Source organism: Mesorhizobium tamadayense (assembly GCF_003863365.1).
GTDB classification, from domain to species: domain Bacteria; phylum Pseudomonadota; class Alphaproteobacteria; order Rhizobiales; family Rhizobiaceae; genus Mesorhizobium; species Mesorhizobium tamadayense.
The window spans coordinates 13975-39177 of record NZ_RQXT01000051.1 but is presented as its reverse complement, the minus strand read 5'-3'; the positions used below and the strand labels follow the sequence as shown (position 1 = coordinate 39177).

General features: G+C 64.8%; 26 protein-coding genes. 13 read left to right on the top strand and 13 right to left on the bottom strand.

The annotated features are described in order from the left end of the window. The first annotated feature begins 59 nt into the window (after positions 1-59). Positions 60-644: a DUF1214 domain-containing protein gene (locus tag EH240_RS29665; protein WP_125005239.1), complete on the top strand. Its 585-nt coding sequence runs from the start codon at positions 60-62 to the stop codon at positions 642-644. Next, complete coding sequence (locus tag EH240_RS29660; RefSeq protein ID WP_125005237.1) at positions 637-1185, top strand: DUF1254 domain-containing protein; 549 nt, start codon at positions 637-639, stop codon at positions 1183-1185. Before EH240_RS29665 ends, EH240_RS29660 begins: the two co-directional genes overlap by 8 nt. Before the next feature lie 9 nt (positions 1186-1194). Here EH240_RS29660 and EH240_RS29655 read toward each other — a convergent pair whose 3' ends face one another. Continuing rightward, positions 1195-1377: a hypothetical protein gene (locus EH240_RS29655; RefSeq protein WP_245436493.1), complete on the bottom strand. Its 183-nt coding sequence runs from the start codon at positions 1375-1377 to the stop codon at positions 1195-1197. Between the two features lie 195 nt (positions 1378-1572). Between EH240_RS29655 and EH240_RS29650 the strand changes: the two genes are divergently transcribed. Next, complete coding sequence (locus EH240_RS29650; protein ID WP_125005233.1) at positions 1573-2577, top strand: DUF2336 domain-containing protein; 1005 nt, start codon at positions 1573-1575, stop codon at positions 2575-2577. 13 nt (positions 2578-2590) lie between these two features. Here the strand turns inward: EH240_RS29650 and EH240_RS29645 are convergent, their stop codons facing one another. The 3 genes from EH240_RS29645 to EH240_RS29635 form a co-directional block, all read right to left on the bottom strand. After that, positions 2591-2938: a DUF1491 family protein gene (locus tag EH240_RS29645; protein WP_125005231.1), complete on the bottom strand. Its 348-nt coding sequence runs from the start codon at positions 2936-2938 to the stop codon at positions 2591-2593. 388 nt (positions 2939-3326) lie between these two features. Next, entirely contained in the window at positions 3327-4115 is a 789-nt protein-coding gene (locus EH240_RS29640; protein WP_125005229.1) for a peptidoglycan-binding domain-containing protein, read from the bottom strand. Continuing rightward, positions 4090-5829 carry a sensor histidine kinase gene (locus EH240_RS29635; RefSeq protein ID WP_125005227.1) on the bottom strand — a complete coding sequence of 580 codons (1740 nt, stop codon included), beginning with the start codon at positions 5827-5829 and terminating at the stop codon, positions 4090-4092. The genes EH240_RS29640 and EH240_RS29635 overlap by 26 nt, the downstream gene beginning before the upstream one ends. 532 nt (positions 5830-6361) lie before the next feature. Here EH240_RS29635 and EH240_RS29630 point away from each other — a divergent pair. Then, positions 6362-6736: a DUF5330 domain-containing protein gene (locus tag EH240_RS29630; RefSeq protein ID WP_125005269.1), complete on the top strand. Its 375-nt coding sequence runs from the start codon at positions 6362-6364 to the stop codon at positions 6734-6736. 172 nt (positions 6737-6908) lie between these two features. Further along, the gene (locus tag EH240_RS29625; RefSeq protein ID WP_125005225.1) at positions 6909-7337 is read left to right on the top strand and encodes a SufE family protein; all 429 of its coding nucleotides are present in this window, start codon (positions 6909-6911) and stop codon (positions 7335-7337) included. Between the two features lie 132 nt (positions 7338-7469). On the opposite strand, the gene EH240_RS29620 is transcribed toward EH240_RS29625, so the two are convergent. Together EH240_RS29620 and EH240_RS29615 are read right to left on the bottom strand one after the other, a co-directional pair. Next, a complete protein-coding gene (locus tag EH240_RS29620) occupies positions 7470-7898 on the bottom strand; it encodes a Ros/MucR family transcriptional regulator (protein ID WP_125005267.1) in 429 nt (142 codons plus the stop codon). A 414-nt stretch (positions 7899-8312) separates the two neighbouring features. Continuing rightward, a complete protein-coding gene (locus EH240_RS29615) occupies positions 8313-8681 on the bottom strand; it encodes an SH3 domain-containing protein (RefSeq protein ID WP_125005223.1) in 369 nt (122 codons plus the stop codon). Between the two features lie 120 nt (positions 8682-8801). Between EH240_RS29615 and EH240_RS29610 the strand changes: the two genes are divergently transcribed. Together EH240_RS29610 and EH240_RS29605 are read left to right on the top strand one after the other, a co-directional pair. After that, entirely contained in the window at positions 8802-10901 is a 2100-nt protein-coding gene (locus EH240_RS29610; protein ID WP_125005221.1) for a S9 family peptidase, read from the top strand. A 101-nt stretch (positions 10902-11002) separates the two neighbouring features. Continuing rightward, positions 11003-11392 (top strand): SET domain-containing protein, encoded by a 390-nt coding sequence (locus EH240_RS29605; protein WP_125005219.1) that lies wholly within the window; start codon positions 11003-11005, stop codon positions 11390-11392. 67 nt (positions 11393-11459) lie between these two features. Here the strand turns inward: EH240_RS29605 and EH240_RS29600 are convergent, their stop codons facing one another. From EH240_RS29600 to EH240_RS29585, 4 genes are all read right to left on the bottom strand, one after another. After that, positions 11460-12404: a cytochrome c gene (locus EH240_RS29600; RefSeq protein ID WP_125005217.1), complete on the bottom strand. Its 945-nt coding sequence runs from the start codon at positions 12402-12404 to the stop codon at positions 11460-11462. Positions 12405-12413: 9 nt separating this feature from the next. Then, positions 12414-12851, bottom strand: coding sequence for a c-type cytochrome (locus EH240_RS29595; protein ID WP_125005215.1), 438 nt, complete (start codon positions 12849-12851; stop codon positions 12414-12416). 160 nt (positions 12852-13011) lie between these two features. Then, positions 13012-13614 carry a superoxide dismutase gene (locus tag EH240_RS29590; protein ID WP_125005213.1) on the bottom strand — a complete coding sequence of 201 codons (603 nt, stop codon included), beginning with the start codon at positions 13612-13614 and terminating at the stop codon, positions 13012-13014. 108 nt (positions 13615-13722) lie between these two features. After that, positions 13723-14601, bottom strand: coding sequence for a branched-chain amino acid aminotransferase (locus tag EH240_RS29585; protein WP_125005211.1), 879 nt, complete (start codon positions 14599-14601; stop codon positions 13723-13725). Between the two features lie 153 nt (positions 14602-14754). On the opposite strand from EH240_RS29585, the gene EH240_RS29580 reads away from it, so the two are divergent. Together EH240_RS29580 and EH240_RS29575 are read left to right on the top strand one after the other, a co-directional pair. Beyond that, complete coding sequence (locus EH240_RS29580; protein ID WP_125005265.1) at positions 14755-15417, top strand: haloacid dehalogenase type II; 663 nt, start codon at positions 14755-14757, stop codon at positions 15415-15417. A gap of 173 nt (positions 15418-15590) precedes the next feature. Next, on the top strand, positions 15591-16412 hold the full coding sequence (locus EH240_RS29575) for a L,D-transpeptidase (RefSeq protein ID WP_125005209.1): 822 nt from the start codon (positions 15591-15593) through the stop codon (positions 16410-16412). A 6-nt stretch (positions 16413-16418) separates the two neighbouring features. Here EH240_RS29575 and pdxR read toward each other — a convergent pair whose 3' ends face one another. Continuing rightward, the gene (gene pdxR, locus EH240_RS29570) at positions 16419-17846 is read right to left on the bottom strand and encodes a MocR-like pyridoxine biosynthesis transcription factor PdxR (RefSeq protein WP_245436491.1); all 1428 of its coding nucleotides are present in this window, start codon (positions 17844-17846) and stop codon (positions 16419-16421) included. Between the two features lie 77 nt (positions 17847-17923). Between pdxR and EH240_RS29565 the strand changes: the two genes are divergently transcribed. Both EH240_RS29565 and EH240_RS29560 read left to right on the top strand, forming a co-directional pair. Further along, positions 17924-18547 carry an FMN-binding negative transcriptional regulator gene (locus tag EH240_RS29565; RefSeq protein ID WP_125005205.1) on the top strand — a complete coding sequence of 208 codons (624 nt, stop codon included), beginning with the start codon at positions 17924-17926 and terminating at the stop codon, positions 18545-18547. A gap of 34 nt (positions 18548-18581) precedes the next feature. Further along, positions 18582-19229, top strand: coding sequence for a LysE family translocator (locus EH240_RS29560; RefSeq protein ID WP_125005203.1), 648 nt, complete (start codon positions 18582-18584; stop codon positions 19227-19229). A 103-nt stretch (positions 19230-19332) separates the two neighbouring features. On the opposite strand, the gene EH240_RS29555 is transcribed toward EH240_RS29560, so the two are convergent. After that, positions 19333-19725 (bottom strand): DUF4189 domain-containing protein, encoded by a 393-nt coding sequence (locus EH240_RS29555; protein ID WP_245436484.1) that lies wholly within the window; start codon positions 19723-19725, stop codon positions 19333-19335. 136 nt (positions 19726-19861) lie between these two features. Next, the gene (locus EH240_RS29550) at positions 19862-21385 is read right to left on the bottom strand and encodes a helicase HerA-like C-terminal domain-containing protein (protein ID WP_125005199.1); all 1524 of its coding nucleotides are present in this window, start codon (positions 21383-21385) and stop codon (positions 19862-19864) included. 243 nt (positions 21386-21628) lie between these two features. On the opposite strand from EH240_RS29550, the gene EH240_RS29545 reads away from it, so the two are divergent. Both EH240_RS29545 and scpA read left to right on the top strand, forming a co-directional pair. After that, complete coding sequence (locus EH240_RS29545) at positions 21629-23071, top strand: methylmalonyl-CoA mutase subunit beta (RefSeq protein WP_125005197.1); 1443 nt, start codon at positions 21629-21631, stop codon at positions 23069-23071. Continuing rightward, positions 23068-25191, top strand: coding sequence for a methylmalonyl-CoA mutase (gene scpA / locus EH240_RS29540; protein WP_125005195.1), 2124 nt, complete (start codon positions 23068-23070; stop codon positions 25189-25191). The genes EH240_RS29545 and scpA overlap by 4 nt, the downstream gene beginning before the upstream one ends. The last annotated feature ends 12 nt before the right edge of the window (positions 25192-25203 follow it).

Here is a 25203-nt window from a genome sequence, read left to right as displayed (position 1 = left end):
GCTTGCCACGCCACCCCGCGCCGCGATATCCCGAACAACCTCCTCAGTTCCGGCCCTTCATGCTCAAGACCGCCTTCCTCACGCTGCTTTCGCTTGCCATGGCCATCAGCCTTGGCGGCGGCAGCGTCTGGTACGCGCTCAACGCGCAGGATGGCGTCGGCGCGATCCGCATCGGCCAATGGACCGCCTTTCCCGAAATCGGCACCCAGGACGCCGACCCCTATTCCAAGGCCCGCGTGGCGCGCGAGGGCGTGCTGGCGCTCGGCCGGGCGGAGGGGCTGTCCTTCATCGCCGAGCGCGACGAATCCGGCGCGCCGCTCAAGCGAGAATGCGCCTACACGATCGAGGGCGGCTATCCGACGGCCCGGTTCTGGACGCTTTATGCCGCCGACAAGTCGCTCGGCGTCATCGACACCGGCAAGGCGAGACAGGCGGCGCTGCAATCCTACGACGTGCTGCGCCGGCCCGACAATTCGGTCGTCATCACCGTCGGCGACCGCCCCGCGCCCGGCAACTGGCTGCTCACCGGCGGCTTCGGCAAGATGTATTTCGTGCTGACCTTCTACGACACGCCGATCGCGAGCAGCACCGGGCTTTCCGACGTGACGCTGCCGCGTATCCTGAAGGCCGGCTGCCATGCGTAGCCTGCTGCATGCCCTCATCCTCGGCCTGCTCGGCGCCGGCATCGTGCATATCGCGGTGCTGTTCCTGGTGCCGGAATTTTCCGAGCGCGATGCCTGGTCGCGGCTGGCGATGGCCTCCGACCTCTACAAGATGAAGCGGTTGGACGCCGAGGCCGGCGGCGCGCCGGTGGTGAAGTCGGTCGACCCCATGTTCTACGCGGCCGCCTGCCGCTTCGATCTCGCCGACGGACTGGTGCGGATCCGGGCGCCGGGCGACGTGCCGTTCTGGTCGGCTTCCGTCTACGACCGCAGCGGCCACAACATCTATTCCTTCAACGACCACAACGCGAACAGCGAGAAGCTCGATGCGGTGGTGCTGACGCCAGCGCAGATGATCGACGTGCGGCGCGATCTTCCGGAGGAGCTCCAGGGCGCGATCTTCGTCGAGGCGCCCATCGAGGAAGGCATCGTCGTCGTCCGCGCCTTCGTGCCGGACGACAGCTGGAAGCCGATCGTGTCGCGCTTTCTCGAACAGAGCGCCTGCGAGCTGCAGGACTACTGAGGAGCAAGGTCAGTGATGCGGCACTGGCGGCTGCGGCGACCCCGGCTTGTCCGGGGCGTCCTGGCGCCCCGCGCCGGCCTTCGGCCGCTGCTCGTAGCGGATGCCGGGGAAGATGATGACCGCCGCCGCCGTGTCGGTGTCGTGGGTTACTCGATTGACCGGTGCCGTTCTCGGCACAAAAGACAGGACCATGCCCATGGTTCGCGCATTCCTCTCGGTTTTCCCGGAGCACAACGCAACGCCTCCAAAATTGATTAAGGAGCGTAGAGGGTTAACGGAGCGCTAACGGATCGCGGCTAATTTGATCTTTGTTCCCTGGAGACGCGAAACCGGCCCGGCCGGATTGCGCGGGCCCAGGGTCTGTATCGAGTATCGGGCGTATCCTCCGTGTCTTCTTCGGATTTCAGGCACATCGCTAGCCGCACCGAAGCGGGAAAAGCCGAAAGGCTGTTCCGCGCCGCCGTGTCGGCGTTCTGCTCGCTGACGCGCCCGTCGCGCCGCGAGATCGCCCAGCTCGAGGATCTGACGCTGCCGCTGTTCGACGAGGTGTCGGTCGAATCCCGCCGCTACGTCGCCGCCGCCCTTTCCGAATGCGAATACGCGCCGGCCGCGCTGGTGCGGCGGCTGGCCGAGGAACCGGTCGAGACCGCGGCGCCGCTGCTCACTCGCTCGAAGGCGCTGAGCGACATCGACCTCATCGCGCTGATCGGTCGCCATGGCCTGCCGCACGCGCGCGCGATCGCGCGCCGCAAGGAACTCAATGCGACCATCGCCCACCTGATCCGCGCGCTGGAGAAGCCGACGTTGGTCAAGACGCGGCCACCGGAGACGGTAACAAAGCTCGCGCCGGCAAAACCGGAACCCGCTCCCACGACGCAAGACAGCCGCCCGGACCCCGGCGTGGCCGAGGAAAACGCGCGGCGCCGCCTGCGCTCGATAATGCGCCCCGCCGGTCAAGGTGCCGCCGTCAACCTGTTCCTCGGCCAGCCGACCTATGTGAAGCTGCGCGAGACGGCGCTGACCGGCAACGCCGCCTTCTTCCAGACAGCGCTTGCCGATGCACTCGATATCGATTTTGCCACGGCCCGCTCGGTCACCGAGCGGTCGGGCTACGCGGCGCTGCTTGCGGCGCTCAAGGCGCTCGACCTCAGCGAGGACAGGGCCTTCCTGATCGCGGTCGCGGTCTATCCCGGCGAGTTCCCGCATCCGCAGGCAATCCGGCTGTTCCTCGACCGCTACCGGCTGCTGCATCGCGAGGCAGCGCTCGACAAGGTGCGGGCCTGGAAAGCCGAGACCCTGTCGCGGGCAATTCGCGGCAATGCCACCGAAACAAGCACCGAGCACCACGCATCGAACAGCGATGAAAAGGCCGCTGGCCGCAAGGCGTCCTGACCTCCGGACCTGCCTATTCCGTCTTGACGGAAACAAGCTCCTCGACCGGGACCGAGCCGGCCTCGATCTCGACCACCCAGATATCAGGATCGAATCTCTTTTCCTTCTCCAGCCGCGCATCGAATGCCGAGGTATCGGCGCTGGAATCGAGCAGGGTGAAGAAGCGTTCGTCCGGCTTGGCCGAATCGTAGCTCGTCTGCGGCGCCGGACCATAGAGAGCGACTTCCCCCAACCGGCCGCGCGACAGCACAAAGACGGCGCCCGCCTCGGTCGCGCCGCGCTTGACCACGGCCGCAAAACCGCCGGCGCCGAACACGCGGCGCACAAGGGCCGAAACCCAGAGATCGGTGGTCACGCGCATGGCAAGGTTCCGGACAGCATGCGCGACTGTTTAGCGAGTTTCAGGCTCGTCCGCGAGCGCCAGGCAGTAGGCTATCGCACGGTTTGGATTGCTGTGGTCGCGCGGCCACCTGGCACCGGTGCTGTTTTGCCTGACAGGTCGGCGCCGCCCCTTGCCCTGCCGTGTCCAGCCGATAGATGGGTAACACTTTGAACCGGACATGGGTCACAGTTTTCCCCCTGAGTTGGTGTCCGCCGCGGTGCCGTCTGGTCGGGGTTGAACGGCGTCGCGGCCAGCCCCTTCTCCCCGTTCACGGGGAGAAGATGCCGGCAGGCAGATGAGGGGCTGCGCCAACTTCGACAATTGGCTACGGCCAACACATGCCAACCTCATGTGACGATACCCGTACTCAGTTCGTCAGGCCGATCTCGCGCATCTTGACATAGACGGCCTGGTCCGGCTCACCGGTCTCGGGCAGGCCGAACAGAGCCTGGAACTCCTTGATCGCAGCCTTGGTGCGGGCGCCGACGACGCCGTCGAGCTGCATGTCGTTATTGCCGAAGGCTTTCAGGCCAGCCTGGATCTTGACGATGCGGGCGTCGGGTGTCTGCGTTGCACCGTCGCCAGGCGCGGAAACGGGGATCGGCGCCGGCACCGGCGCGGCCACTGGAGCCGCGGCTGCCGGACGCGGCGCCGGATGCGGAATGGCTGACGTCGTCTGCCGGGCGCCGAGTTGATCGAGTAACGCGCCGTCGATGTCGCCGGATGCCGGCAGCCCAACCTTCAACTGATAGGCCTGGATGGCCTTGCGCGTGGCGGGGCCGGTCAAGCCGTCGACCGTGCCGTCGTAGAAATTGAGGTCCTTCAGAATGGCTTGCACCTGCTGGACGACCGGGTCGGGCTTGACGGCCGGCTGCGCCGGTGCCTGCCGCACGATGTTGATGGTGGTCTCTGGCTCGTCGGAGACGGCGTGCGGGAAATTCTCGATGCTCCTGGTGGCGAAGAAGGCACCCGTATGCGGAAAGGGCTGGTACCAGAGCGCGTTGGCCGAAACGTAAAAGAGCGTCACCAGGAAGGCGGTCGAGCCGCCGACCAGAACGGGATTGCGCGAGATCGCCTGGCCCATGGCCAAAGTGCCCTCGGCAAGGACGCCGCGCTGGGGTTCAACCACCTTAGGCCGTCTTGCGGAGCGAGCCATTGCTTTCCCCATGTGCATCCCCCTTCGGCTTTGCTACCGGCATCGGCAGCACGCCGGCCGGCGCGCCAGAGCGCCGCTTCGGTCCGTTGACCGGCAGGCTGATCGTCACCGTGGTGCCCTCGCCCGGCGCGCTCTCGATCGACATCGTGCCCTCGTGCAGCGCCACTAGGCCCTTGACCAGCGACAGGCCGAGCCCGGTTCCCTCGAAGCGGCGCGTATAGTCGTTCTGAATCTGCATGAACGGCTTGCCGATATTGGCCATATCCTCCTCGGCGATACCGATGCCGGTGTCGCTCACCCAGAAATGCAACCGCGAGCCGACGCGCTTGGCGCCGATCACCACGTTGCCGCCGTCGGGCGTGAACTTCACGGCGTTCGAAACGAGATTGATCAGGATCTGCTGCACGGCGCGGCGGTCGGCATTGATCTCGCCGGCGTCCGGCGCGATCTGCGCGCCGAGCGCGATGCACTTGGCCTCCGCCAGCGGCCGCATCATCGAGCGGCACATCTCGACGGCATCGACGAAGCGGAACGGCTCCAGCTCGGTCGCATAGGCGCCGGCCTCGATGCGCGAGACATCGAGGATCGAGGTGACGACGGACAGAAGATGCTGGCCGGAGTCCCTGACCAGGCCGACATATTCCTTCTGGCGCGGATCGCGGAAGCCGCCGAACATCTCGTGCAGCAGCATGTCGGAGAAGCCGATGATGGCGTTGAGCGGCGTGCGCAGCTCGTGGCTGACCACCGCCAGGAAACGGCCCTTGGCCACTTCGGCGGCAGCGGCGGCTTCCCTGGCCGAGGCAAGCTCCTCGCGCAAAGCAGCGACGTCTTCGTTCTCGCAAAGCACAAGGGTGAAGACGTCCGGCTCAAGCTCGCCGCGAAACAATTCCAGGCGGAACGGGCGGAAGTTGTCGACCGAGCCGCCGCCGTCGCGCGGCAACCGGATGCGCAGGTCGAGCCGGCGCTTAGGGGCGCCCTCGCGCATATCCGCGAGCGCAGTGAGATAGGCGACGCGGTCGGAAAGATGGACACGCTCGAACAGGCCCGTACCGAGCAGGAGTTCCGGCGCCAGCTTCAAAATGGAACGCGCCTTGGCCGAGGCGTCGAGAACTTCGCCCTGGCGGCCGACGCGCAGCACGACGGCGTCGATGATCTCCTCGAGACGGTCGGCCGCGGGCTCCGCCTGGCGCGCGTTGGCCGGATTGGCGAAGGCCGCGCGCGGCAAGAGCGTAAGCGCCCAAGCGAGCGGCAGCAGCCAGTGCCAGGAGGCGATCCCGGTCGCGCCGAGCGGCAGCAACTGGTTCGCGAAGGGCTGCAGCAGAATGGCGGCAAGAGCCGCCAGCGCGCCCGACAGCGCCGCGCGCCGCGATCCGGCGATCCACCAGGCTTCGACCGGCAACGCGACGGCAAGCAGCGCGACCGGCGAGGCCAGGCCACCTGCCGCGGCAATTGCGCCGGCAAGAGCGAGGCCACCCATCGCAACCGCGGCACGGCCGACGAGCGCCATGTGACCGGTGGCGGCAACCAGAAGCGCCGCGAACCAGCACAAACCGAAAGCGCCGAAGATCGCGGCCACGGTAACGGCCGCACCAAGACTCGACGTGACCAGCGTCACCGCCGCGCCCGCGGCGACAAAGGGAGCGGCAAGCAGGACGCCGATGAAGCGGCGCTGGCGCAGACGCTCGGCCTCGCCCGTGACGGTCGGGTGAACCATGCGTTCGCAACCGGCGGCAACCGCGCCAGGCAATTGAACGTATCTGGCCGTGATCGAACTCAACGCACTCGTACCCGGTCGTGAAATTGCCCTGCTTTGCAGGTGACTCTTGATTGGCTTGAAGCTCGCATCCAGCGTTTAAGGAATGGATAAGGCAGACGAGGCGAGCGCCCTGCTCGCGGCAAATATTGGGGACGCCGGCGCCGCAAAGCCCGTTGATCTGCCGCCATGGTAAATGGAGCGTTAGCCGCGGACAGGCGCGCCGGGCTTCCAGAAACCGCCGTGCCGTCGCCTCCTATTTTCGAAATTCTCCTTTTAAAACAATTATATAGATGGTTATTGTAAAGTTAATGCAATCGATGAGATTTGAATGAAATCGATCGCGAAAACCAATCCTTTCGAATTTGTCTAAAATTTGAGGAAAATTCGCGGCTTCGGCGCAAGCCGTCCTTTGCGCGGCTGTGCCATTATCCCGCCTATAAAAGAGGTCATGCCGATGATGCGTGATCCGGTCACGACGAGAGGCATTGAGATGGGCTTTCTGATCAGGATGGCTTTCTGGTTTTCGCTGGTGCTCTTGGCGCTGCCGCTCAGCGTCGGCCCCGACGGGGAAGGCCGCGAGGCGGTCGGGCCGATCCAGGCGCTGTTTGCGGCGCGCGAGGCGGTCGGCGACATTGCCGGCATCTGCGAGCGCAAGCCGGACGTCTGCGAGACCGGCAAATCGGCCATGCACACCATCACCGCCCGCGCCCAGGAAACCGCCAAGATCGCCGCCGCCATGCTTGACGACCAGCAGCCCGAGACGAAGGTAGCGCAGACTTCAGCCGAGACTACCGGCAGCGTCGCCGAAGACATTGTGCTGCCCGCCAAGGTCAACATCCCGGTGATGCTGACGGCGAAGAACTGAGATTCCTTTCAGCCGTTCGCTCGGCTTCTTTAGTTTTGGCGCAATTCCGGACGGAAAACCGTTCACACTTTTCCTGGAATTGCTCTAACGCCGCGGGCCCGTCCGACCTCTCGACGCCCGCGGCGTCTTCTTTTTCCGTGACGCGGCGGCGCCGGGTCACTATATCCGGGCTATGACGACCTCTATCGAAACGATCCGCGACGACTTCTCCCTGCTCGACGAGTGGGAGGATCGCTACCGCTATGTGATCGAGCTCGGCGAGGCGTTGCCGCCGTTTCCCGAGGCCGAACGCACCGCGGTCAACAAGGTGCCGGGCTGCGTCAGCCAGGTGTGGCTGACGACCGAGCAAGGACCGGGCATCGATCCGGTGATCAGCTTCCATGGGGATTCGGACGCCCACATCGTGCGCGGCCTTGTTGCCATCATGCTGGCGCTGTTCTCGGGCCGGCCGGCCAGCGAAATCCGGAACACCGACGCGGAAGTGACGCTGAAAGAGCTTGGCCTCGACGAGCATCTGTCGCCGCAGCGCGCCAACGGCCTTCGCTCGATGGTCAAGCGCATCAAGCGCGACGCCGAAGCCGCCTTGAAGCAGACTGCCTGACTCGGCCCAAGCCCGGCGACAATTGCGGCGGGTTCATCCGCTCACGCAAAACCGCCGCGCGCCTTTCTGGAATTGCTTCAAAATGCAAACGGCGCCCCATGGGCGCCGTCGCTTTGCCGAATGTGCAAGCCGCTACCGGCGACCCTTGGGTTTGCGGCCGAGGCCCATTTTCTTGGCCAGCTGCGAACGGGCCGCGGCGTAGTTGGGAGCGACCATCGGATAGTTGGCGTCCAGGCCCCACTTCTCGCGGTATTCTTCCGGGGTGAGGTTGTAGTGCGTCATCAAATGGCGCTTCAGCGACTTGAACTTCTTGCCGTCTTCGAGACAGACGATGTAGTCGTCATGCACGGAGCGCTTCGGGTTGACGGCCGGCTTCTGCTTCTCGGCCGACGGCTGCTCCGTCGCGCCGCCGACGCGGCCGAGCGCGGCATGGACATCGGCAATCAGGTTCGGCAGTTCGCCCACCGGCACCGGGTTATTGCTGACATAGGCCGCGACGACATCGGCGGTCAGCTCGATCAGCGCGTCACTATTCCTTGAAGGTGTTTCGACGATATCCATTGTGTTCAGGCCCCAACGAGAGTTTGTTTCTAGACTGTGCCCTTTTTTGCGATCGGGCATCGCGCGAATTTCATGCAGGCAAGCCCTGGCGATTCGCGTCGCGTCATCTTAATGGCGCTGTGCTGCAAGTAAGTCAATTCGCTTATTGAATTATATTCGGCGATATTCATCAAATATTGCCGATTCAGCTTCAAAAATTCGTGCTCCGTGTAACTTAGCGAGATTTTTCTGGTCGGACCAGCGCGGCCTGACGTGAGGTCAAGCGTGCTTTTACACCTCAGGTGGTACCAAACAAGGTTCTTAATGCTTGACTAATGCTTGGCTGCTCTGGATGGCCAGGACGAAGAAGCCTGTGGATCGCAGCCCGTGGACATTCATCCTCGTGGAAACAATCAAGTGGCCGCGACGAACCTCTCAATAGGGCGCGATGTACTTGCCGTAGACCCAGCCGGTGACGAAATGACCGTTCTGTGCCGGATCGTGCCAGACCTCGCACCAGCGATAGCGGATCGCCTGCCGCTGGGTCCAGTGCGGCTCGCCGGCAATGTCGAGCAGATCTATGCCGCCCGTGCAGCGGCCGGTCATCTGCAAGACGGTGCCATTCGGATAGGCCGCCTGCTTTTGCGATGTGCTTGACGGATACTTGCGCGCGTTGAGCGTGTCGCCGAACGGCACGTCCGCCACTTGCCAGGCGGCGAACACGGTTGCATGAGACTGACCGGAAAGAGCAGTGACCATCGAAGCGACAGCAACAGCCACCGCGGCGCGAACATAGGATTTCATCTTTCCCCCTTCGACTCAACTTCTGTAGACCACCTTGAGCCCCGCCCCTTGAACCGCTGCTGAGCGGCGTGTTCATTCGCTATTCAAGCAGATTTCAGGCAAATTCCACAGCGAGACGCAATGACCAGACCCTCCGCCTTCCCGACCGCCAACCCGCCGCGGCCCGAGAAACGCCCTATCTTCGATGTGCATCACGGCATCACCCGCACCGACGACTATGCCTGGATGCGCGCCGACAACTGGCAGGCGATGTTCAGGGACCCTTCCCTGCTCGACGGTGCGATCCGCGCTCATCTGGAGGCCGAGAATGCCTACCAGGCAACGCTGATGGCCGATACGGCCGGGCTGCGGAGCAAGCTGTTTGCAGAGATGAAGGGACGCATCAAGGAAGACGACTCGACCGTGCCGATGAAGGACGGTCCATACGCCTATGGCTCGTCGTTCAAGCTCGGCGGCGAGCATCCGCGCTACTTCCGCACGCCGCGCGACGGCGGCACCGAGGAGATCCTGCTCGACGGCGACGCGGAAGCCGGGGGCAAGCCCTATTTCCGCCTCGGCGGCGTCGACCATTCGACCGACCATCGCAAGCTGCTCTGGGCCTTCGACGACAAGGGCTCGGAATTCTTCACGCTGCGCGTGCGCGACATTGCCGGCGGCAAGGAACTCACCGATCAGATCCCGGATACGGGTGGCGGCGGCGTGTGGAATGCCGGCGACGATGGCTTCTTCTACACGCGCCTCGACGACAGCCACCGCCCGTCCAAGGTGTTCTACCATGCGCTTGGGGATAGTCCGGAGAACGACCGGCTGATCTATGAGGAGACAGATCACGGCTTCTTCATGGACGTCAGCGGCACGCGCTCCAACGACTGGATCGTGATCGGCATCAACGACCATGAAACCTCCGAATACCGGCTTCTGCGCGCCGACGAGCCGTTTGCCGAGCCGAGGCTGGTGGCGGCTCGCGAGAACGGCCTGCAATATGATCTGGAAGAAGGCGGCGACATCTTCTTCATCCTCACCAATGCCGACGGCGCCAAGGACTTCAAGATCATGACCGCGCCGGTCGAGAACCCGGTGCGCGCCAACTGGACGGAGCTGGTGCCGCACGAACCCGGCCGGCTGATCCTGTCGGTACTGGGCTTCAGGCGCCACATGGTCAGGCTGGAGCGCAAGGAGGGCCTGCCGCGTATCGTCGTGCGCGATCGGGCAACCGGCGAGGAGCATTTCATTTCCTTCGACGAGGAGGCCTTCTCGCTCGGCCTTTCCGGCTCCTACGAATACGACACCGAGGTGATGCGTTTCACCTATTCGTCGATGACGACGCCGGCGCAGGTGTTCGACTACAACATGCGCACACGCGAGCGCGTCCTTTTGAAGACGCAGGAAGTGCCTTCCGGCCACGATCCTGAGCACTATGTCACGCGCCGGCTGATGGCGCCGGCCGCCGACGGCGAACTGGTGCCGATCTCGCTGATCCACCATCGCGACACGTCCCTCGACGGCTCGGCGCCCTGCCTGCTCTACGGCTACGGCTCCTACGGCATCGCCGTTCCCGCCGCCTTCAACACCAACTGCCTGTCGCTGGTCGACCGCGGCTTCGTCTACGCCATCGCGCATGTGCGCGGCGGCAAGGACAAAGGCTATGGCTGGTACGACGACGGCAAGCGCCGGCACAAGATGAACACCTTCACCGATTTCATCGCCTGCGCGCGCCATCTGGTGGCCGAGCGTTACACGCCGCACAATCGCATCGTCGCCCAAGGCGGCTCGGCCGGCGGTATGCTGATGGGGGCGGTCGCCAACATGGCGCCCGAAAGCTTCGGCGGCATCGTCGCCGAGGTGCCGTTCGTCGACGTGCTCACCACGATGCTCGACGCCAGCCTGCCGCTGACGCCGCCGGAATGGCCGGAATGGGGCAATCCGATCGCGTCGGCCGACGACTACGATACGATCGCGGCCTACTCGCCCTACGACAATGTCGCGGCGCTCGACTATCCGCCGATCCTGGCGCTGGCAGGGCTCACCGACCCGCGCGTCACCTATTGGGAGCCGGCCAAATGGGTGGCGCGGCTGCGCGACCGCAAGACAGGCGACAACCCGGTGCTGTTCAAGATCAACATGGAGTCCGGCCATGCCGGGGCGTCGGGCCGGTTCTCGCGGTTGGAGGAGATCGCGTATATCTACGCCTATGCCTTGAAAGTGACCGGCAAGACCTGATTTTGCACTCGCAATTGCCAAGTCTGCGCGTTACGCAATGCGCCGTTGTTCAAGTGCGGCTTTTCCAGGTCGCGCCAAGTTGTCCATTCACAAGGTTCGTCATGCTGCTCGTCGACGTCTATCTCGACAAATCGTCCATCCAGGGCATCGGCGTCTTCGCCAAACACCGCATCCCGAAGGGCACGTTGATCTGGAAGCTCGATCCAAGGTTCGACCGGCGCATTCCCGTCGACACCTATGAGAACGAAAGTGGGCCGGTGAAGTCCTATCTCGACCGGTACTCCTATCCAGACCGGTGCGATCCGAACTACATCGTCTTCGAGGCGGATGACGCCCGCTATATGAACCACGCCGACGAGCCCAACTGCGACGTCTCCTCGCCCGAGGAGACCTATGCATTGCGCGATATTGCGCCCGGCGAGGAACTGACCTGCGACTACAACCACTTTTTCGACAACGGCTTCGACTTTCTGGGCGACCGCCACCCGTAACCGGAGCGGCTTTGGCGCAATTCCAATCGGAAAACTGCTGCGTAGTTTCCCCTGGATTGCTTTGAAGTCAGCTCTTCGGCTTGCGCGCCGGGTAGCCGTTGGCACGCGGCGGGACGGCCTTAAGATAGGCCGCGATCGCCGCCCGGTCGTCGGCCGTCAGTTGGGCCATGTTGCGCTGCACGTCGACCATGGCGCCGCCGACAGAATCGAAATCGGGCGTGAAGCCGGTTTCGAGATAGTTGGCGATGTCGGCCTCCGACCAGTCCTTGGTGCCGCCCTGCGGGGTGATGTTGGGCACGACGCCCGAGCCCGCGGCGGCCACGGCTCCCGCCAGCCACTCGGCCTTCTTGACGCCACCGGCGAAATCGCGCGGCGTGTGGCATTCGCCGCAGTGGCCGGGACCCTCGACCAGATAGCGGCCGGCCAGCGCCTTGTCCGGCGTGCCGCCGGGCAAGGCGATCACCGGCTCGGGGCTGAGATAGAACCGCTTCCACAGACCAATGCCGCGACGGATGTTGAAGGGGAAGCCAAGCTTGTGGCCGGGCGCCTTGCCGGCGACCGCCGGCAGCGTCTTCATGAAGGCGTAGAGGTCGGCGATGTCGGCCGGCTTCATGCGCGCGTAGGAAGCGTAGGGAAAGGCCGGATAAAAATGCTCACCGGAGGGCGAGACGCCCTTGAGCATCGCATTGGCGAAATCTTCCTCGCTCCAGGCGCCGATGCCGTCCTTGGGGTCTTGCGAGATGTTGGGCGGCACGAAAATGCCGAACGGCGTCTTCAGTTCCAGCCCGCCGGCCAGTTCGAGGCGAGCATCGCCCTTCGATCCCGGCTTGGCGTGGCAGGACGTGCAGCCGCCGGCATAGAAGATGCGCTTACCTTTGGCAGCGTCGCCGGGCCCGAGCTGCGCGACGGTCGCGGCATCAAGCCTGACAGGCGCTGACAGCGCCCAGCCGGCGACCGCGCCGGCGCCGCCCAGAACGACGACAGCGCCGATGAGCTTCCTCAGCCAGCGCATGGCCGGCCGTCAGCCCTTCTTGATCCTGTAAGTCTGATGGCAGGTGCCGCAATCGCCGCCGATCTTGTTGAGCTGCGCCTTCAATGCATCGGCGTCGGCCGGCGGGGAAGCGACCGCAGCCTTAACGTCGGTCACCAGCTTGTCCCCGACGGCCTTGAAGCCCGCCATGTCTTCCCAGATCTTCGGCGCCGCCGTGGTGTCACCCTTGTCGCTGCCGGCCGGGAACAGCGTCTCGGCATCGAACCTCTCGGCATTGGCCTGCAGCGATTTCAGCGTCGTCAGCACGGCGGCGGCGTCGAAATCCTCCTCGCCCTTGACCACCTTCGACAACTGCCCAGCGAGCTTGCCGCGCTCCTTCATCAGGGCCTGTCGATCCTTGATCGGATCGGCGAAGGCGGCCGAACCCGCAAAAGCGAGCATGGAGATGGCGAGAACAAGCTTTCTCATTCGATTGGCTCCGTGGTGAAGAAAGTTCGGGACCAACGTTAACGGACCTGACCGTGGGAATATTCCCACGGTGCCGTCACGATTTTCGCGATCGTGATCAATCTCGTGTGTTGGCACATAAACAAAAGCCCCGGCATGCCGGGGCTTTTCGTCAAATATATCAGGCTTTTACCTTCTCATAGAGTTCCAGGACATAGTCCCAGTTGATCAGGCTATCGACGAAGGCTTCGAGATATTTCGGCCGCGCGTTGCGGTAGTCGATGTAATAGGAGTGTTCCCACACGTCGACGCCGAGGATCGGCGAAGCGCCATGGACCAGCGGGTTCTCGCCATTGGGGGTCTTCGAGATCGCGAGCTTGCCGTCCTTGACCGAGAGCCAGGCCCAGCCGGAGCCGAACTGGGTGGTGCCGGCAGCGATGAAGTCCGCCTTGAACTTGTCGTAGCCGCCGAGATCGCCGTCGACGGCCTTCTGCAGCGCGCCCGGCAGCTTGTTGCCGCCGCCGCCCTTCTTCATCCATTTCCAGAAGTGGATGTGGTTGTAGTGCTGGGCGGCATTGTTGAAGAGCCCGGCATTCTTGCCGAAGGACTGCTTCACGACCTCTTCGACCGACAGGTCGCCCATTCCAGCCTCAGCCGCCAGCTTGTTGCCGTTGTCGACATAGGCCTTGTGATGCTTGTCGTGGTGATACTCCAGCGTCTCCTTCGACATGTAAGGCTGCAGGGCCTCATAGTCGTAAGGCAAAGCGGGCAACTCAAAAGCCATGGATGGTACTCCCTCGTGGAAAAAGTCCGGTGAAACTACCGGACTAAGATAGGTCTGGAATGGGTTGGGGCAACTCCGGAATGAAGCGCCGATCGCCTTTTTATCCGCTCAGGCGGCGGAAGTCGAATGCGCCCAATCCCAATAGAGCTCGCGCGCCTTCTTGGCCACCGGGCCAGGCTGAAGGTTGCGGTCCTCGATGCGGGTGATCGGCACCACCTTTGAATGGTTGCCGGTCGAGAAGATCTCGTCCGCTTCGAGAAACTCGCGGATCGACAGCGCCTTCTCGGTGGTCCTGAAGCCATAGTCGCCGAGCAGGTTGATCGTGCGCGAGCGGGTGATGCCGGAAAGGAAGGTGCCGTTCGCGGCGGGCGTCATCACATGGCCGTCCTTGACCAGGAAGATGTTGGACGTGCCGGTCTCGGCGACGTTGCCCAGCATGTCCAGCACCAGGGCATTGTCGAAACCACGCATCTTGGCCTCAAGGATGGCGCGGCCATTGTTGGGATAGAGGCAGCCGGCCTTGGCATTGGTCGGCATGGTCTCGATGGTTGGCCGCCGGAACGGCGAGACGCCGATCGAAAAGCCTGCTGGCGAAATCATCGGCGATTCGTAGAGGCAGAGGCAGAAACGGGTCGAGGACGGATCGGCCGGAACGCCCATGTAGCCGCCATGCTCGGCCCAGTACATCGGCCTGATGTAGACGGCGGTCTTGCCGTCGAATTTCTTCAGGCCGTCCCAGGTCAGCCCCACGATCTCATCGGTGGTCATGGAAGGCTTCAGGCCGAGCGCGATTGCCGAGGCGTTGACGCGCGCCGCATGGCGATCGAGATCGGGCGCCACGCCTTCGAACCAGCGGGCGCCGTCGAACACGCTGGTGCCCAGCCACATGGCGTGGCTGCGCGGTCCGAGAATGGCGACGTTGCCCTCGTACCAGTCGCCGTCCACATAGGTCCATGTCGCGGACTGCGCCGCCGCCGCCAGTGTCATCGCTTGCCGTCCATTATGGATGATTTCAGGCCGCCATAGGACGACGCTTTGACGGCCGGCGTCAACCGACATCGGGAAAAATCGTTGAGGCCAGAGGCACTTGACCGCAATCAGCGCTTGCGCGGCAAGCCTGCACGCCGCAAAACTCTCCTCATGCACCATGCGGCCTATGTCTTCGACGCTTACGGCACGTTGTTCGACGTGCACGCGGCCGTGCGCCGCCATGCCGGCGAGATCGGGCCGGACGGCCAGCTTCTCTCCGAAATCTGGCGCGCCAAGCAGCTCGAATATTCCTGGGTCCGGACGCTGATGGGCGCCTATGCCGACTTCTGGCAACTCACCGAGCAGGCGCTGGACTTCGCGCTGCGCAAGGTGCCTTCGGCGGACCCCGGGCTGAAAGCCCGCTTGCTTGAGGCCTATTGGCAGTTGGACTGCTATCCGGAGGTGCCGGCGGTGCTTAAGGCGCTCAAGGCATCGGGCGCGAAGCTCGCGATCCTGTCCAACGGCTCGCCTGAAATGCTGCAGGCGGCGGTGAAATCCGCCGCACTCGACCAGATCCTGGACGACGTCTTCTCGGTCGACGAGATCAAGCGCTTCAAGACCGACCCGTCGGTCTATGACATGGTGGTCACCGGCTGGCGGCTCTATCCGGAGGCGGTGTCGTTCCAGTCCTCCAACCGCTGGGACGTCGCGGGCGCCACCAGGTTCGGCTTCCGCACCGTCTGGATCAATCGCACCGACCAGCCGGACGAATACCGGGACTTTCCGCCGGGGCTGATCCTGCCCTCGCTCGAAGGCCTTTTGGCGGACGTCTGACCCTACTGTTGCTGCAACGCAACAGATGTGTCGCGGTCACAGCTTCGCCTTTGTTTGTCCACCCTCAGGCCAGAATTGGAACCGCCTATCACCGCCGACTGTTATTGGAGCTGCCGGGCTGCCAGCCTGCGGGTTCATGCTTTCTTGCGAATTAAGACCTAGAAAAGGCAATCATGTCAGACGCTTCCTTCCGCATCAGCCGCCGTGGCTTCCTCAATCTTACGGCCCTCGGCGCTGCTTCGGCCGCGGTTTCCGCCTGCTCCACCACCGGTCCAGGCCCCGAGCCTGTGCAGCTGCCACCGCCGGCCTATGTCGAACCGCCGCTCGGCGACTATGAGACGATGTACAGCGCGATGTCGGACAACGGCTTCGACCTGCCGGCCATCCCGGTGAACAAGATCGATCACAGATTCTTGCGCCAGATCGTTCCCGATCCGACCGGACAGCGTCCGGGCACCATCGTCGTCGATACCACCAACCACTTCCTCTATCTGGTGCGCGAGGGTGGCCAGGCGATCCGCTACGGCGTCGGTCTCGGCCGCGCCGGCTTCGAATGGTCGGGCGATGCGGTCGTGCAGTGGAAGCAGAAGTGGCCGAAATGGACGCCGCCGGACGAGATGGTCACCCGCCAGCCGGAACTGACGCAATTCAGCGCCAAGAATGGCGGCATGCCGGGCGGACTGAAGAACCCGCTCGGCGCCCGCGCGCTCTACCTGTTCCAGGGCAATCAAGACACGCTTTACCGCCTGCACGGCTCGCCGGAATGGTGGTCGATCGGCAAGTCGGTTTCCTCGGGCTGCGTGCGCCTGATCAACCAGGACATTGTCGACCTCTATGACCGCGTGCCGAACAAGACACCGGTCGTCGTGACGGCGGATATCGGCGAGCCGGTGGCCGACATGCCCGAGCGCCGGGCCATCCCGATCGACAATGGCGTGCCGACCGGCTCGATCATGCTAGGTCCGGTGAAACGGCTCGGCGACGCCATTTTCTGAACTCCCTTAGCGGTGCTCGGCGAGCATGGTCGCCAGCACCGCAACGCCCCGTCGCAGCGCCTCCGTGTCGAGCCCGGCATAACCCAGAATGAAGCCGGCCGTTCCGGGTCGCGGCTCGCTCGGGTCATAGAGCGGCGACACGGGATAAAGGCCGATTCCGGCGGCGCGTGCCGCCGCGATGATCGCCGGCTCGCGCTCGGCAGCGATGCCGTTCATCCAGGCAACGACATGCAGGCCCGTGTCGGCTCCGGCGACAGTGACCCTTGGCCCCAGATGATCGGTCAACGCCTGCAGCAGGACCTCCCTGCGCTCGGCGTTTTTCCTGCGAATGCTGCGGACGTGACGCTCGTAAGCGCCGCTCGCCAGCAGGTCCGCCATCACGTCCTGTTCCAGCATCGGCGCATGCCGGTCGGTCAGGCGCTTCGCCGCGCTGAACGCCAGGCGCAAGCCGGCGGGGACGACGAGATAGCCGAGCCGCAAGGTGGGCGAGAGCGTCTTGGACAGCGTGCCGACATAGATGACGGTGTCTGCGTCGAGCGCCTGCAGAGGCGGGATGGGGCTGATGTCGTGACGGTATTCGCCGTCGTAGTCGTCTTCCACGACATAGGCCCCTGTGCCTGCCGCCCAGGACAATAGCGAACGCCGCCGCGTCGCCGAAAGCACGCCGCCGAGCGGGAACTGATGCGATGGCGTCACGTAAGCCAGACGGGCGGGCGGCAGTGCTTCCGTCCTGAGCCCGTCCGCGTCGACCGCAACCGGCACCGCAACGCCGCCTGCCGCCGCAAAGGCATGGCGGGCCAGCAGATAGCCCGGATTCTCGATCACGAACGGATCGCCGGGATCGAGCAGCAGCCGCGCGCAGAGGTCGAGCCCTTGCTGCGAGCCATTGACGACGACGATCTGGTCCGGCGTGCAACTGATGCCGCGGGCGCGCCAGAGATAGGCCTGGAGCGCATTGCGCAGAACGGAGGATCCCTGAGGGTCGCCGTAGCGCAGCCGCGCGGCGCGCCGCAGAATGGCTTTGTTCGACGCCCGCCGCCAGGCCAGCACCGGGAAGTCCGCCCCCGACAAGTCGCCATAGCGGAAATCCGCAACCCTGGCCGATTGCGCTTCCGCCGGCGGTGGCGGGTCGAGCAGTCGTCGGGCGAACGCCGAAAGGTTCCGGGGTTGAGCAGTCGTGACGGGGGTCGGGACAGACGCCGCTTCCAATCCCGGAGCGACGATCGCACGCGCGCCCTGCCGGATGATCAGATAGCCTTCGGCATCGAGTTGGTTGTAGGCGGCCGTCACCGTGGTTCGCGACGCGCCCCATTCGGCCGCGAAGGCCCGCGACGACGGCAGGCGATCACCGGACCGGTAAGCGCCTCTGTGAATCTGCTCCTTGATCGCCGCAATGATCCGGCGCGCGACACCGTCCTGCTCCAACTGGACCACCGAAAACCTGCGAAACTGGATGTTCCAAGCAAGCCAGCATTGAGGCATCTTCAGTTGCGATGCAAGGAGTTTTCGCCATGTACATCCCGCCCGCCTTCCGCGATGACGACAAGGAGAGCCTGAGCGCGACGATCCGCGCGGTGCGGCTGGCGACGCTGGTCACCGCCACGGCGCAAGGACCGCTGGCGACGCCCTTGCCGCTTTTCCTCGACGAGAGCGAGGCAGAGCACGGCGTGATCTATGGCCATGTCGCGAAGGCAAACCCGCAGTGGCGTGTCACGCCTCTGGGTGATGGCCTGGCGATCTTCATGGGGCCGGACGCCTATGTGACCCCGGCGTGGTATCAGACCAAGCAGGAGACCGGAAAGGTCGTCCCGACCTGGAACTATGTCGCCGTCCACGCCTATGGGCCTGTCGAATTCTTCGAGGATGCCGACAGGCTGCTCGAGGTCGTCACGCGTCTGACCAATCTCCACGAAGGCGGGCGCATCTCACCCTGGTCCGTATCGGATGCGCCACCGGATTTCATCCAGTCGCAATTGCGTGGGATTGTCGGCCTGCGCATGCCGATCACCAGGCTCGAAGGCAAGCGCAAGATGAGCCAGAACCGCAACGCGGCCGATCGCGCCGGTGTCGTGTCCGGTCTTTCAGCGAGCGATCGGCCTTCGGACCGCGAGGTCGCCCCTCTCATCCCATCATGAACCCGCCACCTCCAACCTGCAGCCCGAGTTCATCATGCCGGATCTGACCCAGTTCGCCTTGTACTTCGCCGCGGCGTTGCTGCTCGCCATCACGCCCGGGCCGGGCATCTTCTACGTAGCCGCGCGCACGCTGGCCGGAGGACGCGCGGAAGGCATCGCCTCCAGTTTCGGCACGGGCCTGGGCGGCATGGTCCATGTGCTGGCAGGCAGCCTGGGTGTTTCGGCAATCGTCCTTGCAAGCGCGGAGTTGTTCACGGCGCTGAAGCTGATCGGCGCCGTCTATCTCGTCTGGCTCGGCTTCCGCACCTTCCAGTCCGCCCGCCGCGAGGCAAAAACAATGCTGGACGGCGGCGCGGCAGCCCCTGCGGTCGGTTCGGGCCGAGCGTTTCGCGAAGGCGTGCTGGTCGAGGCGTTGAATCCGAAGACGGCCGCTTTCTTCCTGGCCTTCATCCCGCAATTCGTGGATCTCGGCGCCGGCCACGTCGCCCTGCAGTTCATGGTTCTCGGCTTCGTGTCGGTGACGCTCAACACCCTTGCCGATGTCGTGGTCGCTTTCGCGGCGAGCCGCATCCGGGAAGGTGCGGCCGGCCGCACCAGTGTGATACGCCGCCTGCGTGAAGCGTCCGGCGGCGCGATGATCGCACTCGGCATCGGCCTTGCCATAGCCAAGCGCCCCGTCTGATTGCCGGGGACAGGCGTGGTGGCGCCTGATCATCCTGCCCTTCGACATCTACACGCGCGAGAATATCTAACGGCCGGTTTACGGGACTAGCGGCTGCGCTTCGTCAGGTGCACACCCATTCGCGGATCTTGCACTCCTTCTTGTCGCCTCCGCATTGCGCGGTAGCCTTGTCCTCGGCCTCATGGCGGGTCGTGGCGGACGCAGCGCCCCAGAACGGGGTTGCCGGGCCACGGCTCTTGCCGACCGACAGGGCCGCGCAATGCTCGTAGGGAAAGCCGGTGCCGTCGCCGTCGTCCCAATGGCGATGGTTGCGGAACACTTCGACCACCCTGCAGCCGGCGCCGTCCGCATTCTCGCAATGCTTGAGCGCGATATCCTCCGCTTCCTGCCGCTTGTCGGCGCCCCAGAAGAAGCCGTGACGGCGGTCGCCCGGCGAATAGGCGATTGCGCCCCAGGTGCCCTTTTCCTCGCCTGTCGGCGCCGGCGGCGGCGCCACCAATACTTGCCAAAAAGCGCCTCAATCGGTGCCTCATTCTTGGGCGGAAATCCGATCTGGCGGACCTGCTCTTTGCCGATCTTCATAGCCGCATTCGTGCGGCGCGCCGACGGGCCGGCTGCAAATGCCGTGGGTGTTACCGGCCCCTGGCCAGGCTGCCCAGAATGCCGCGCACGATGGCACGGCCGACCGACGAGCCGACCGAGCGCACCACCGACTTGATCGCGGCTTCGGCCACCGTCTGGCGGTTGGAAGACCGCCGGCCCGACGTTCCCAAAACATCGTCGAAGCCCGGAATGGTCCAGCGCGAGCCGCCGCTGCCCGCCTGCTGCGCCTGCGCCTCGGCGTCCTGCGCCTCCTTGGTCTTCTTCTGCAGGATCTCGAAGGCCGATTCGCGATCGACCGCCTGGTCGTATTGGCCGGCGACGGGGCTTTCCGAGATGATCTTGCGGCGCTCGTCCGGCGTGATCGGCCCGAGCCGTGACGACGGCGGCCGGATCAGCGTGCGCTGGACCATGGCCGGCACACCCTTGTCCTCCAGCATCGAGACCAGCGCCTCGCCGGTGGCAAGCTGCGTGATCGCGGTGGCGCAGTCGAAATCGGGATTCGGCCGGAAGGTCTCGGCCGCCGTCCGCACCGCCTGCTGCTCGCGCGGCGTATAGGCGCGCAGCGCGTGCTGGACGCGATTGCCGAGCTGGGCCAGAACCTTTTCCGGAATGTCGAGCGGATTCTGGGTGACGAAATAGACGCCGACGCCCTTGGAGCGGATGAGCCGCACCACCTGCTCGACGCGGTCGACCAGCACCTTCGGCGCGTCCTCGAACAGGAGATGCGCCTCGTCGAAGAAGAAGACCAGCTTCGGCTGGTCGAGATCGCCGACCTCGGGCAACTCCTCGAACAGTTCCGACATCAGCCAAAGCAGGAAGGTGGCGTAGAGCCTGGGATTCATCATCAGCTTGTCGGCGGCTAGAACGCTGACCGCGCCGCGGCCGTCGCGTGTGGTGCGTATGAGATCGGCGATGCGCAGCGCCGGCTCGCCGAAGAAATTCGCGGCACCCTGCTGTTCGAGCACCAGAAGCGTGCGCTGAATGGCGCCGACGGACGGCTTGGTGACATTGCCGTAGCGGGCGCTGAGCTGGTCGGCGCGATCGGCGATGTTGGCGAGCAGCGCCTGCAAGTCCTTGAGGTCGAGCAGCAGTAGGCCTTCCTCGTCGGCGATGCGGAAGGCGATGTTCATGACGCCCTCCTGCGCTTCCGAAAGGTTCATCAGCCGCGACATGAGCAGCGGCCCCATTTCAGAGATGGTGGCGCGAATCGGGTGGCCCTGCTCGCCGAATAGGTCCCAGAAGATGACCGGGAATTCCTGGAACTGGTAAGGATCGAGCTTCACCTGCTCAGCGCGCTTGACCAGGAAATCCTTGGCCTCGCCCATCAGGGCGATGCCGGACAGGTCGCCCTTGATGTCGGCGCAGAAGACGGGGACGCCGGCGTTGGAAAAGCCCTCGGCCAGCACCTGCAGGCTGACCGTCTTGCCGGTGCCCGTGGCGCCGGTGATCAGGCCGTGGCGGTTGCCGTAGCGCAGCAACAGTTCCTCCGCGCGCTGGTAGGAATCGTCAGGCTTGCGGCTGGCGCCGATGAAGATGCTGGTGTCGTCAGCCATATGTCCGGTCTCCGCAATCTGTTCCGTCAAGCGCCCGAGGCTCGTTCGAGGTATAGTAACGCTATCGCCGAGCGACAATGGCCCGCCGCTGAAATAGCCCTTTTGAAGCTTGCGGATTTTGCGCATGTTTGGCAATCGGTTAGCAGTGGGAAGAGGCGACGGGGCCGCAGCCGCATTGTGATATCCGGCTGACGGCCCTAGATTGGCTGAACCGGCTGATGCGGCCGAGAAACGAGGAGTGCGATGGGCGCCGGCGCCTTGACTAGGGATGTCGACCTTCCGAACCCGGACGCCAAGCGCTGGCTGGCGCTGGCTGAAAAGGCGCTTGCCGGCGGCTCCTTCGAGGAGAAGCTCGTTTCGCACACCGATGACGGCATCCGCATCGAGCCGCTCAGCGAACGCTCGGCCAGCGCCGAGCCGCTTGTACGCACCAACCCGCAATCGCCCTGGATCGTCAGCCAGCGTGTCGATGATCCGGATATAGCCCGCGCCAGCGCCCAGGCGCTGGAGGACATCGCGCAGGGCGCGACCGGCCTGTCGCTGGTCTTCGAGGGCGCGCCGAATGCCTTCGGCTACGGCCTGCCGAGAACGGCGGGGGCACTGGAAACGGTGCTCGACGGGGTGCCGCTCAACCGCGTGCAGGTGCGCATCGATGCGCATCCCTGGAGCCGCGCCGTGGCCGACTGGCTGCTCGCCTTCCTGACCCGGCGCCGCTCCGATCCGACGAAGCTGAACCTCTCCTTCGGCATCGACCCGGCGGCGATCTTCGCCGGCACCGGGCGGCTGCGCACCTCGATCGAGGCGCTGCAGGAATCGATGCCGCAATCGCTGGCGCATTTTTTCTCGATGGGCGTGCCAGGCGTGCTGCTCGAAGCCGACGGCCGCGTCTTCCACAATGCCGGCGCCACCGAGGCGCAGGAGCTCGGCACGATGATGGCGTCCGCCGTCTCCTATCTCAGGATGTTCGAGAAGGCACGCCAGCCGCTGGTCTATGCCGCGCCCTATATCGGCTTCGCGCTCAGCGTCGACCAGGACCAGTTCCTGTCGATGGCCAAGGTGCGGGCGTTGCGCGAGCTCTGGGCGCGGATCCAGGAAGCCTGCTCTATTCCGGGCTCGACGGCAAACGTCCACGCCGAGACCTCCTATCGCATGATGACGGTTGCCGATCCGGAAACCAACATACTGCGCACCGCGATTGCCGCCTTCGCCGCGGCCGCCGGCGGCGCCGATTCGGTCTCGATCCTGCCGCACACCATCGCGCATGGACTGCCCGCCGGTTTTGCCCGCCGCGTCGCCCGCAACGCACAGCTGATCATGGCGCATGAGAGCCATCTCCATCACGTGGCCGATCCGGCCAGCGGCTCCGGCGCGGTCGAGGCGCTGACCGACGAGCTTTGCGCGGCGGCCTGGGAGGAATTCCAGCGCATCGAGGCCGAGGGCGGCGTGCTCAACAGCCTGCAGCAGGGCTACATCCAGAACCGCGTGCAGACGGCCGCCGCGAAACGCAATGCCGCCTATCGGGCTGGTGAACGCGGCATCATCGGCACCACCCTGTTCCGCGCCGGCAGCGAGCGCCCGGTCGAGACGCTGCCCACCGAGCGGCGGCCGGCTCTGACCGAAGGCGTCGCGACATGCGAGCCGCTGTTTCCAGTGCGCATCGATCAGTCGATCGGAGCCGGATCATGATCCCCGATTTCAGCCGGATCGGCTGGTCGGCGCCGCGCCGCGCGCCGGTCGAGCTCAAAGGCCAGCGGATGACGCCGGAAGGCATCGCGGTCAAGCACCTCTACACGCAAGGCGACCTCACGGGCCTCGCCAACCTCGACACCTATCCCGGCCTGCCGCCCTTCGTGCGCGGCCCCTACCCGACCATGTATGTCCAGCAGCCCTGGACGATCCGGCAATATGCCGGCTTCTCGACGGCCGAGGAATCCAACGCCTTCTACCGGCGCAACCTCGCAGCAGGCCAGAAGGGCCTGTCGGTCGCCTTCGACCTTGCCACGCATCGCGGCTATGACAGCGACCATCCGCGTGTCGCCGGCGATGTCGGCATGGCGGGCGTGGCGATCGATTCCATCCTCGACATGCGCCAGCTGTTCGACGGCATCCCGCTCAACGAGATGACGGTATCGATGACGATGAACGGCGCGGTGCTGCCGATCATGGCTTTATACATCGTGGCGGCGGAAGAACAGGGCGTCGCCGAGAAGGACCTCGCCGGAACCATTCAGAACGACATCCTGAAGGAGTTCATGGTCCGCAACACCTATATCTATCCGCCGAAGCCATCGATGCGGATCGTGTCGGACATTTTTGCCTACACGTCGCGGCACATGCCGAAGTTCAATTCGATCTCGATCTCCGGCTACCACATGCAGGAAGCCGGCGCGACGGCCGACCTCGAGCTCGCCTACACGATCGCCGACGGCATCGAATATGCGCGCGCCGGCGTTGCCGCGGGCCTCGACATTGACCGCTTCGCGCCGCGCCTTTCCTTCTTCTGGGCGATCGGCATGAACTTCTTCATGGAGGTCGCCAAGCTCCGCGCCGCGCGGCTGCTGTGGTCGAGCCTGATGAAGAAGAATTTTTCGCCGAAGGACGAGCGTTCGCTGTCGCTGCGCACCCACTGCCAGACCTCCGGCTGGTCGCTGACGGCGCAGGACCCTTACAACAACATCACGCGCACGATGATCGAGGCGATGGCGGCGACGCAGGGGCATACCCAGTCGCTGCACACCAATTCGTTCGACGAGGCGATGGCGCTGCCGACCGACCATTCGGCGCGGATCGCGCGCAACACGCAGCTCATCCTGCAAAAGGAATCCGGCACCACGCGCATAATCGATCCGTGGGGCGGCTCGGTCTATGTCGAGCGGCTGACGCATGATCTGGCGGCCCGCGCGCTCGCCCATATAGAGGAGGTAGAAAGCCTCGGCGGCATGGCGGCGGCGATCGAGAAAGGCATCCCCAAGCTGCGCATCGAGGAAGCGGCCGCGCGCACCCAGGCGCGCATCGATTCCGGCGAGCAGGTGCTGGTCGGCGTCAACGCGCATCGCCCGGGAGCCGATATCGAGGTCGACGTGCTGAAGATCGACAATGCCGAGGTGAAAGCCCGGCAGTTGGCGAAGCTGCAGCGGCTGAAGGGCACGCGCGACGTCGCGGCGCTAGAGGATGCGCTTGCCGCACTCACCCACGCGGCCGAGAGCGGCGAGAACCTGCTCGAATTCGCGATCCGCGCTGCGCGCGCCAACGCGACTGTCGGCGAGATCTCGCTGGCGCTGGAGAAGGTGTTCGGCCGCCATGCGGCCACCGTGCAGACCATCTCCGGCGTCTATCGCGACGCGCTCGGCGACAATCCGGCGGTCGACCGGCTCAAAGAGAAGATCGAGGCATTCGAGAAGAAGACCGGCGGCAAGCCGCGCATCCTGGTCGCCAAGATGGGTCAGGACGGCCACGACCGCGGCCAGAAGGTGATCGCCAGCGCCTTTGCCGATCTCGGCTTCGACGTCACCGTCGGTCCGATGTTCCAGACGCCGGACGAGATCGCGCGGCTGGCAGTGCAGCACGATGTCGATATCATCGGCGCGTCTTCGCTGGCGGCCGGACATCTGACACTGATCCCCGAACTCAAGGACGCGCTGAAAAAGCTCGGCCATGGCGACATGCTCATCGTCGCCGGCGGCGTCATCCCGCCGCAGGATTATGACGCGGTGCTGGAGGCAGGGGCGGCGGAAATCTTCCCGCCGGGGACGGTTATCCCGCAGGCGGCGGACCGGCTGATGGATCGGCTGCTGGCGGCACAGTGAATGCGGTGTTAC

What these genes read in the sequence shown, in the direction of transcription:
- EH240_RS29665 (WP_125005239.1), top strand. Translation starts at nt 60, where the DNA reads ATGCTCAAGACCGCCTTCCTCACGCTGCTTTCGCTTGCCATGGCCATC.
- EH240_RS29660 (WP_125005237.1), top strand. Translation starts at nt 637, where the DNA reads ATGCGTAGCCTGCTGCATGCCCTCATCCTCGGCCTGCTCGGCGCCGGC.
- EH240_RS29655 (WP_245436493.1), bottom strand. Translation starts at nt 1,377, where the DNA reads ATGGTCCTGTCTTTTGTGCCGAGAACGGCACCGGTCAATCGAGTAACC.
- EH240_RS29645 (WP_125005231.1), bottom strand. Translation starts at nt 2,938, where the DNA reads ATGCGCGTGACCACCGATCTCTGGGTTTCGGCCCTTGTGCGCCGCGTG.
- EH240_RS29640 (WP_125005229.1), bottom strand. Translation starts at nt 4,115, where the DNA reads ATGGCTCGCTCCGCAAGACGGCCTAAGGTGGTTGAACCCCAGCGCGGC.
- EH240_RS29635 (WP_125005227.1), bottom strand. Translation starts at nt 5,829, where the DNA reads ATGGTTCACCCGACCGTCACGGGCGAGGCCGAGCGTCTGCGCCAGCGC.
- EH240_RS29630 (WP_125005269.1), top strand. Translation starts at nt 6,362, where the DNA reads ATGGGCTTTCTGATCAGGATGGCTTTCTGGTTTTCGCTGGTGCTCTTG.
- EH240_RS29625 (WP_125005225.1), top strand. Translation starts at nt 6,909, where the DNA reads ATGACGACCTCTATCGAAACGATCCGCGACGACTTCTCCCTGCTCGAC.
- EH240_RS29620 (WP_125005267.1), bottom strand. Translation starts at nt 7,898, where the DNA reads ATGGATATCGTCGAAACACCTTCAAGGAATAGTGACGCGCTGATCGAG.
- EH240_RS29615 (WP_125005223.1), bottom strand. Translation starts at nt 8,681, where the DNA reads ATGAAATCCTATGTTCGCGCCGCGGTGGCTGTTGCTGTCGCTTCGATG.
- EH240_RS29610 (WP_125005221.1), top strand. Translation starts at nt 8,802, where the DNA reads ATGACCAGACCCTCCGCCTTCCCGACCGCCAACCCGCCGCGGCCCGAG.
- EH240_RS29605 (WP_125005219.1), top strand. Translation starts at nt 11,003, where the DNA reads ATGCTGCTCGTCGACGTCTATCTCGACAAATCGTCCATCCAGGGCATC.
- EH240_RS29600 (WP_125005217.1), bottom strand. Translation starts at nt 12,404, where the DNA reads ATGCGCTGGCTGAGGAAGCTCATCGGCGCTGTCGTCGTTCTGGGCGGC.
- EH240_RS29595 (WP_125005215.1), bottom strand. Translation starts at nt 12,851, where the DNA reads ATGAGAAAGCTTGTTCTCGCCATCTCCATGCTCGCTTTTGCGGGTTCG.
- EH240_RS29590 (WP_125005213.1), bottom strand. Translation starts at nt 13,614, where the DNA reads ATGGCTTTTGAGTTGCCCGCTTTGCCTTACGACTATGAGGCCCTGCAG.
- EH240_RS29585 (WP_125005211.1), bottom strand. Translation starts at nt 14,601, where the DNA reads ATGACACTGGCGGCGGCGGCGCAGTCCGCGACATGGACCTATGTGGAC.
- EH240_RS29580 (WP_125005265.1), top strand. Translation starts at nt 14,755, where the DNA reads ATGCACCATGCGGCCTATGTCTTCGACGCTTACGGCACGTTGTTCGAC.
- EH240_RS29575 (WP_125005209.1), top strand. Translation starts at nt 15,591, where the DNA reads ATGTCAGACGCTTCCTTCCGCATCAGCCGCCGTGGCTTCCTCAATCTT.
- EH240_RS29565 (WP_125005205.1), top strand. Translation starts at nt 17,924, where the DNA reads ATGTACATCCCGCCCGCCTTCCGCGATGACGACAAGGAGAGCCTGAGC.
- EH240_RS29560 (WP_125005203.1), top strand. Translation starts at nt 18,582, where the DNA reads ATGCCGGATCTGACCCAGTTCGCCTTGTACTTCGCCGCGGCGTTGCTG.
- EH240_RS29550 (WP_125005199.1), bottom strand. Translation starts at nt 21,385, where the DNA reads ATGGCTGACGACACCAGCATCTTCATCGGCGCCAGCCGCAAGCCTGAC.
- EH240_RS29545 (WP_125005197.1), top strand. Translation starts at nt 21,629, where the DNA reads ATGGGCGCCGGCGCCTTGACTAGGGATGTCGACCTTCCGAACCCGGAC.
- scpA (WP_125005195.1), top strand. Translation starts at nt 23,068, where the DNA reads ATGATCCCCGATTTCAGCCGGATCGGCTGGTCGGCGCCGCGCCGCGCG.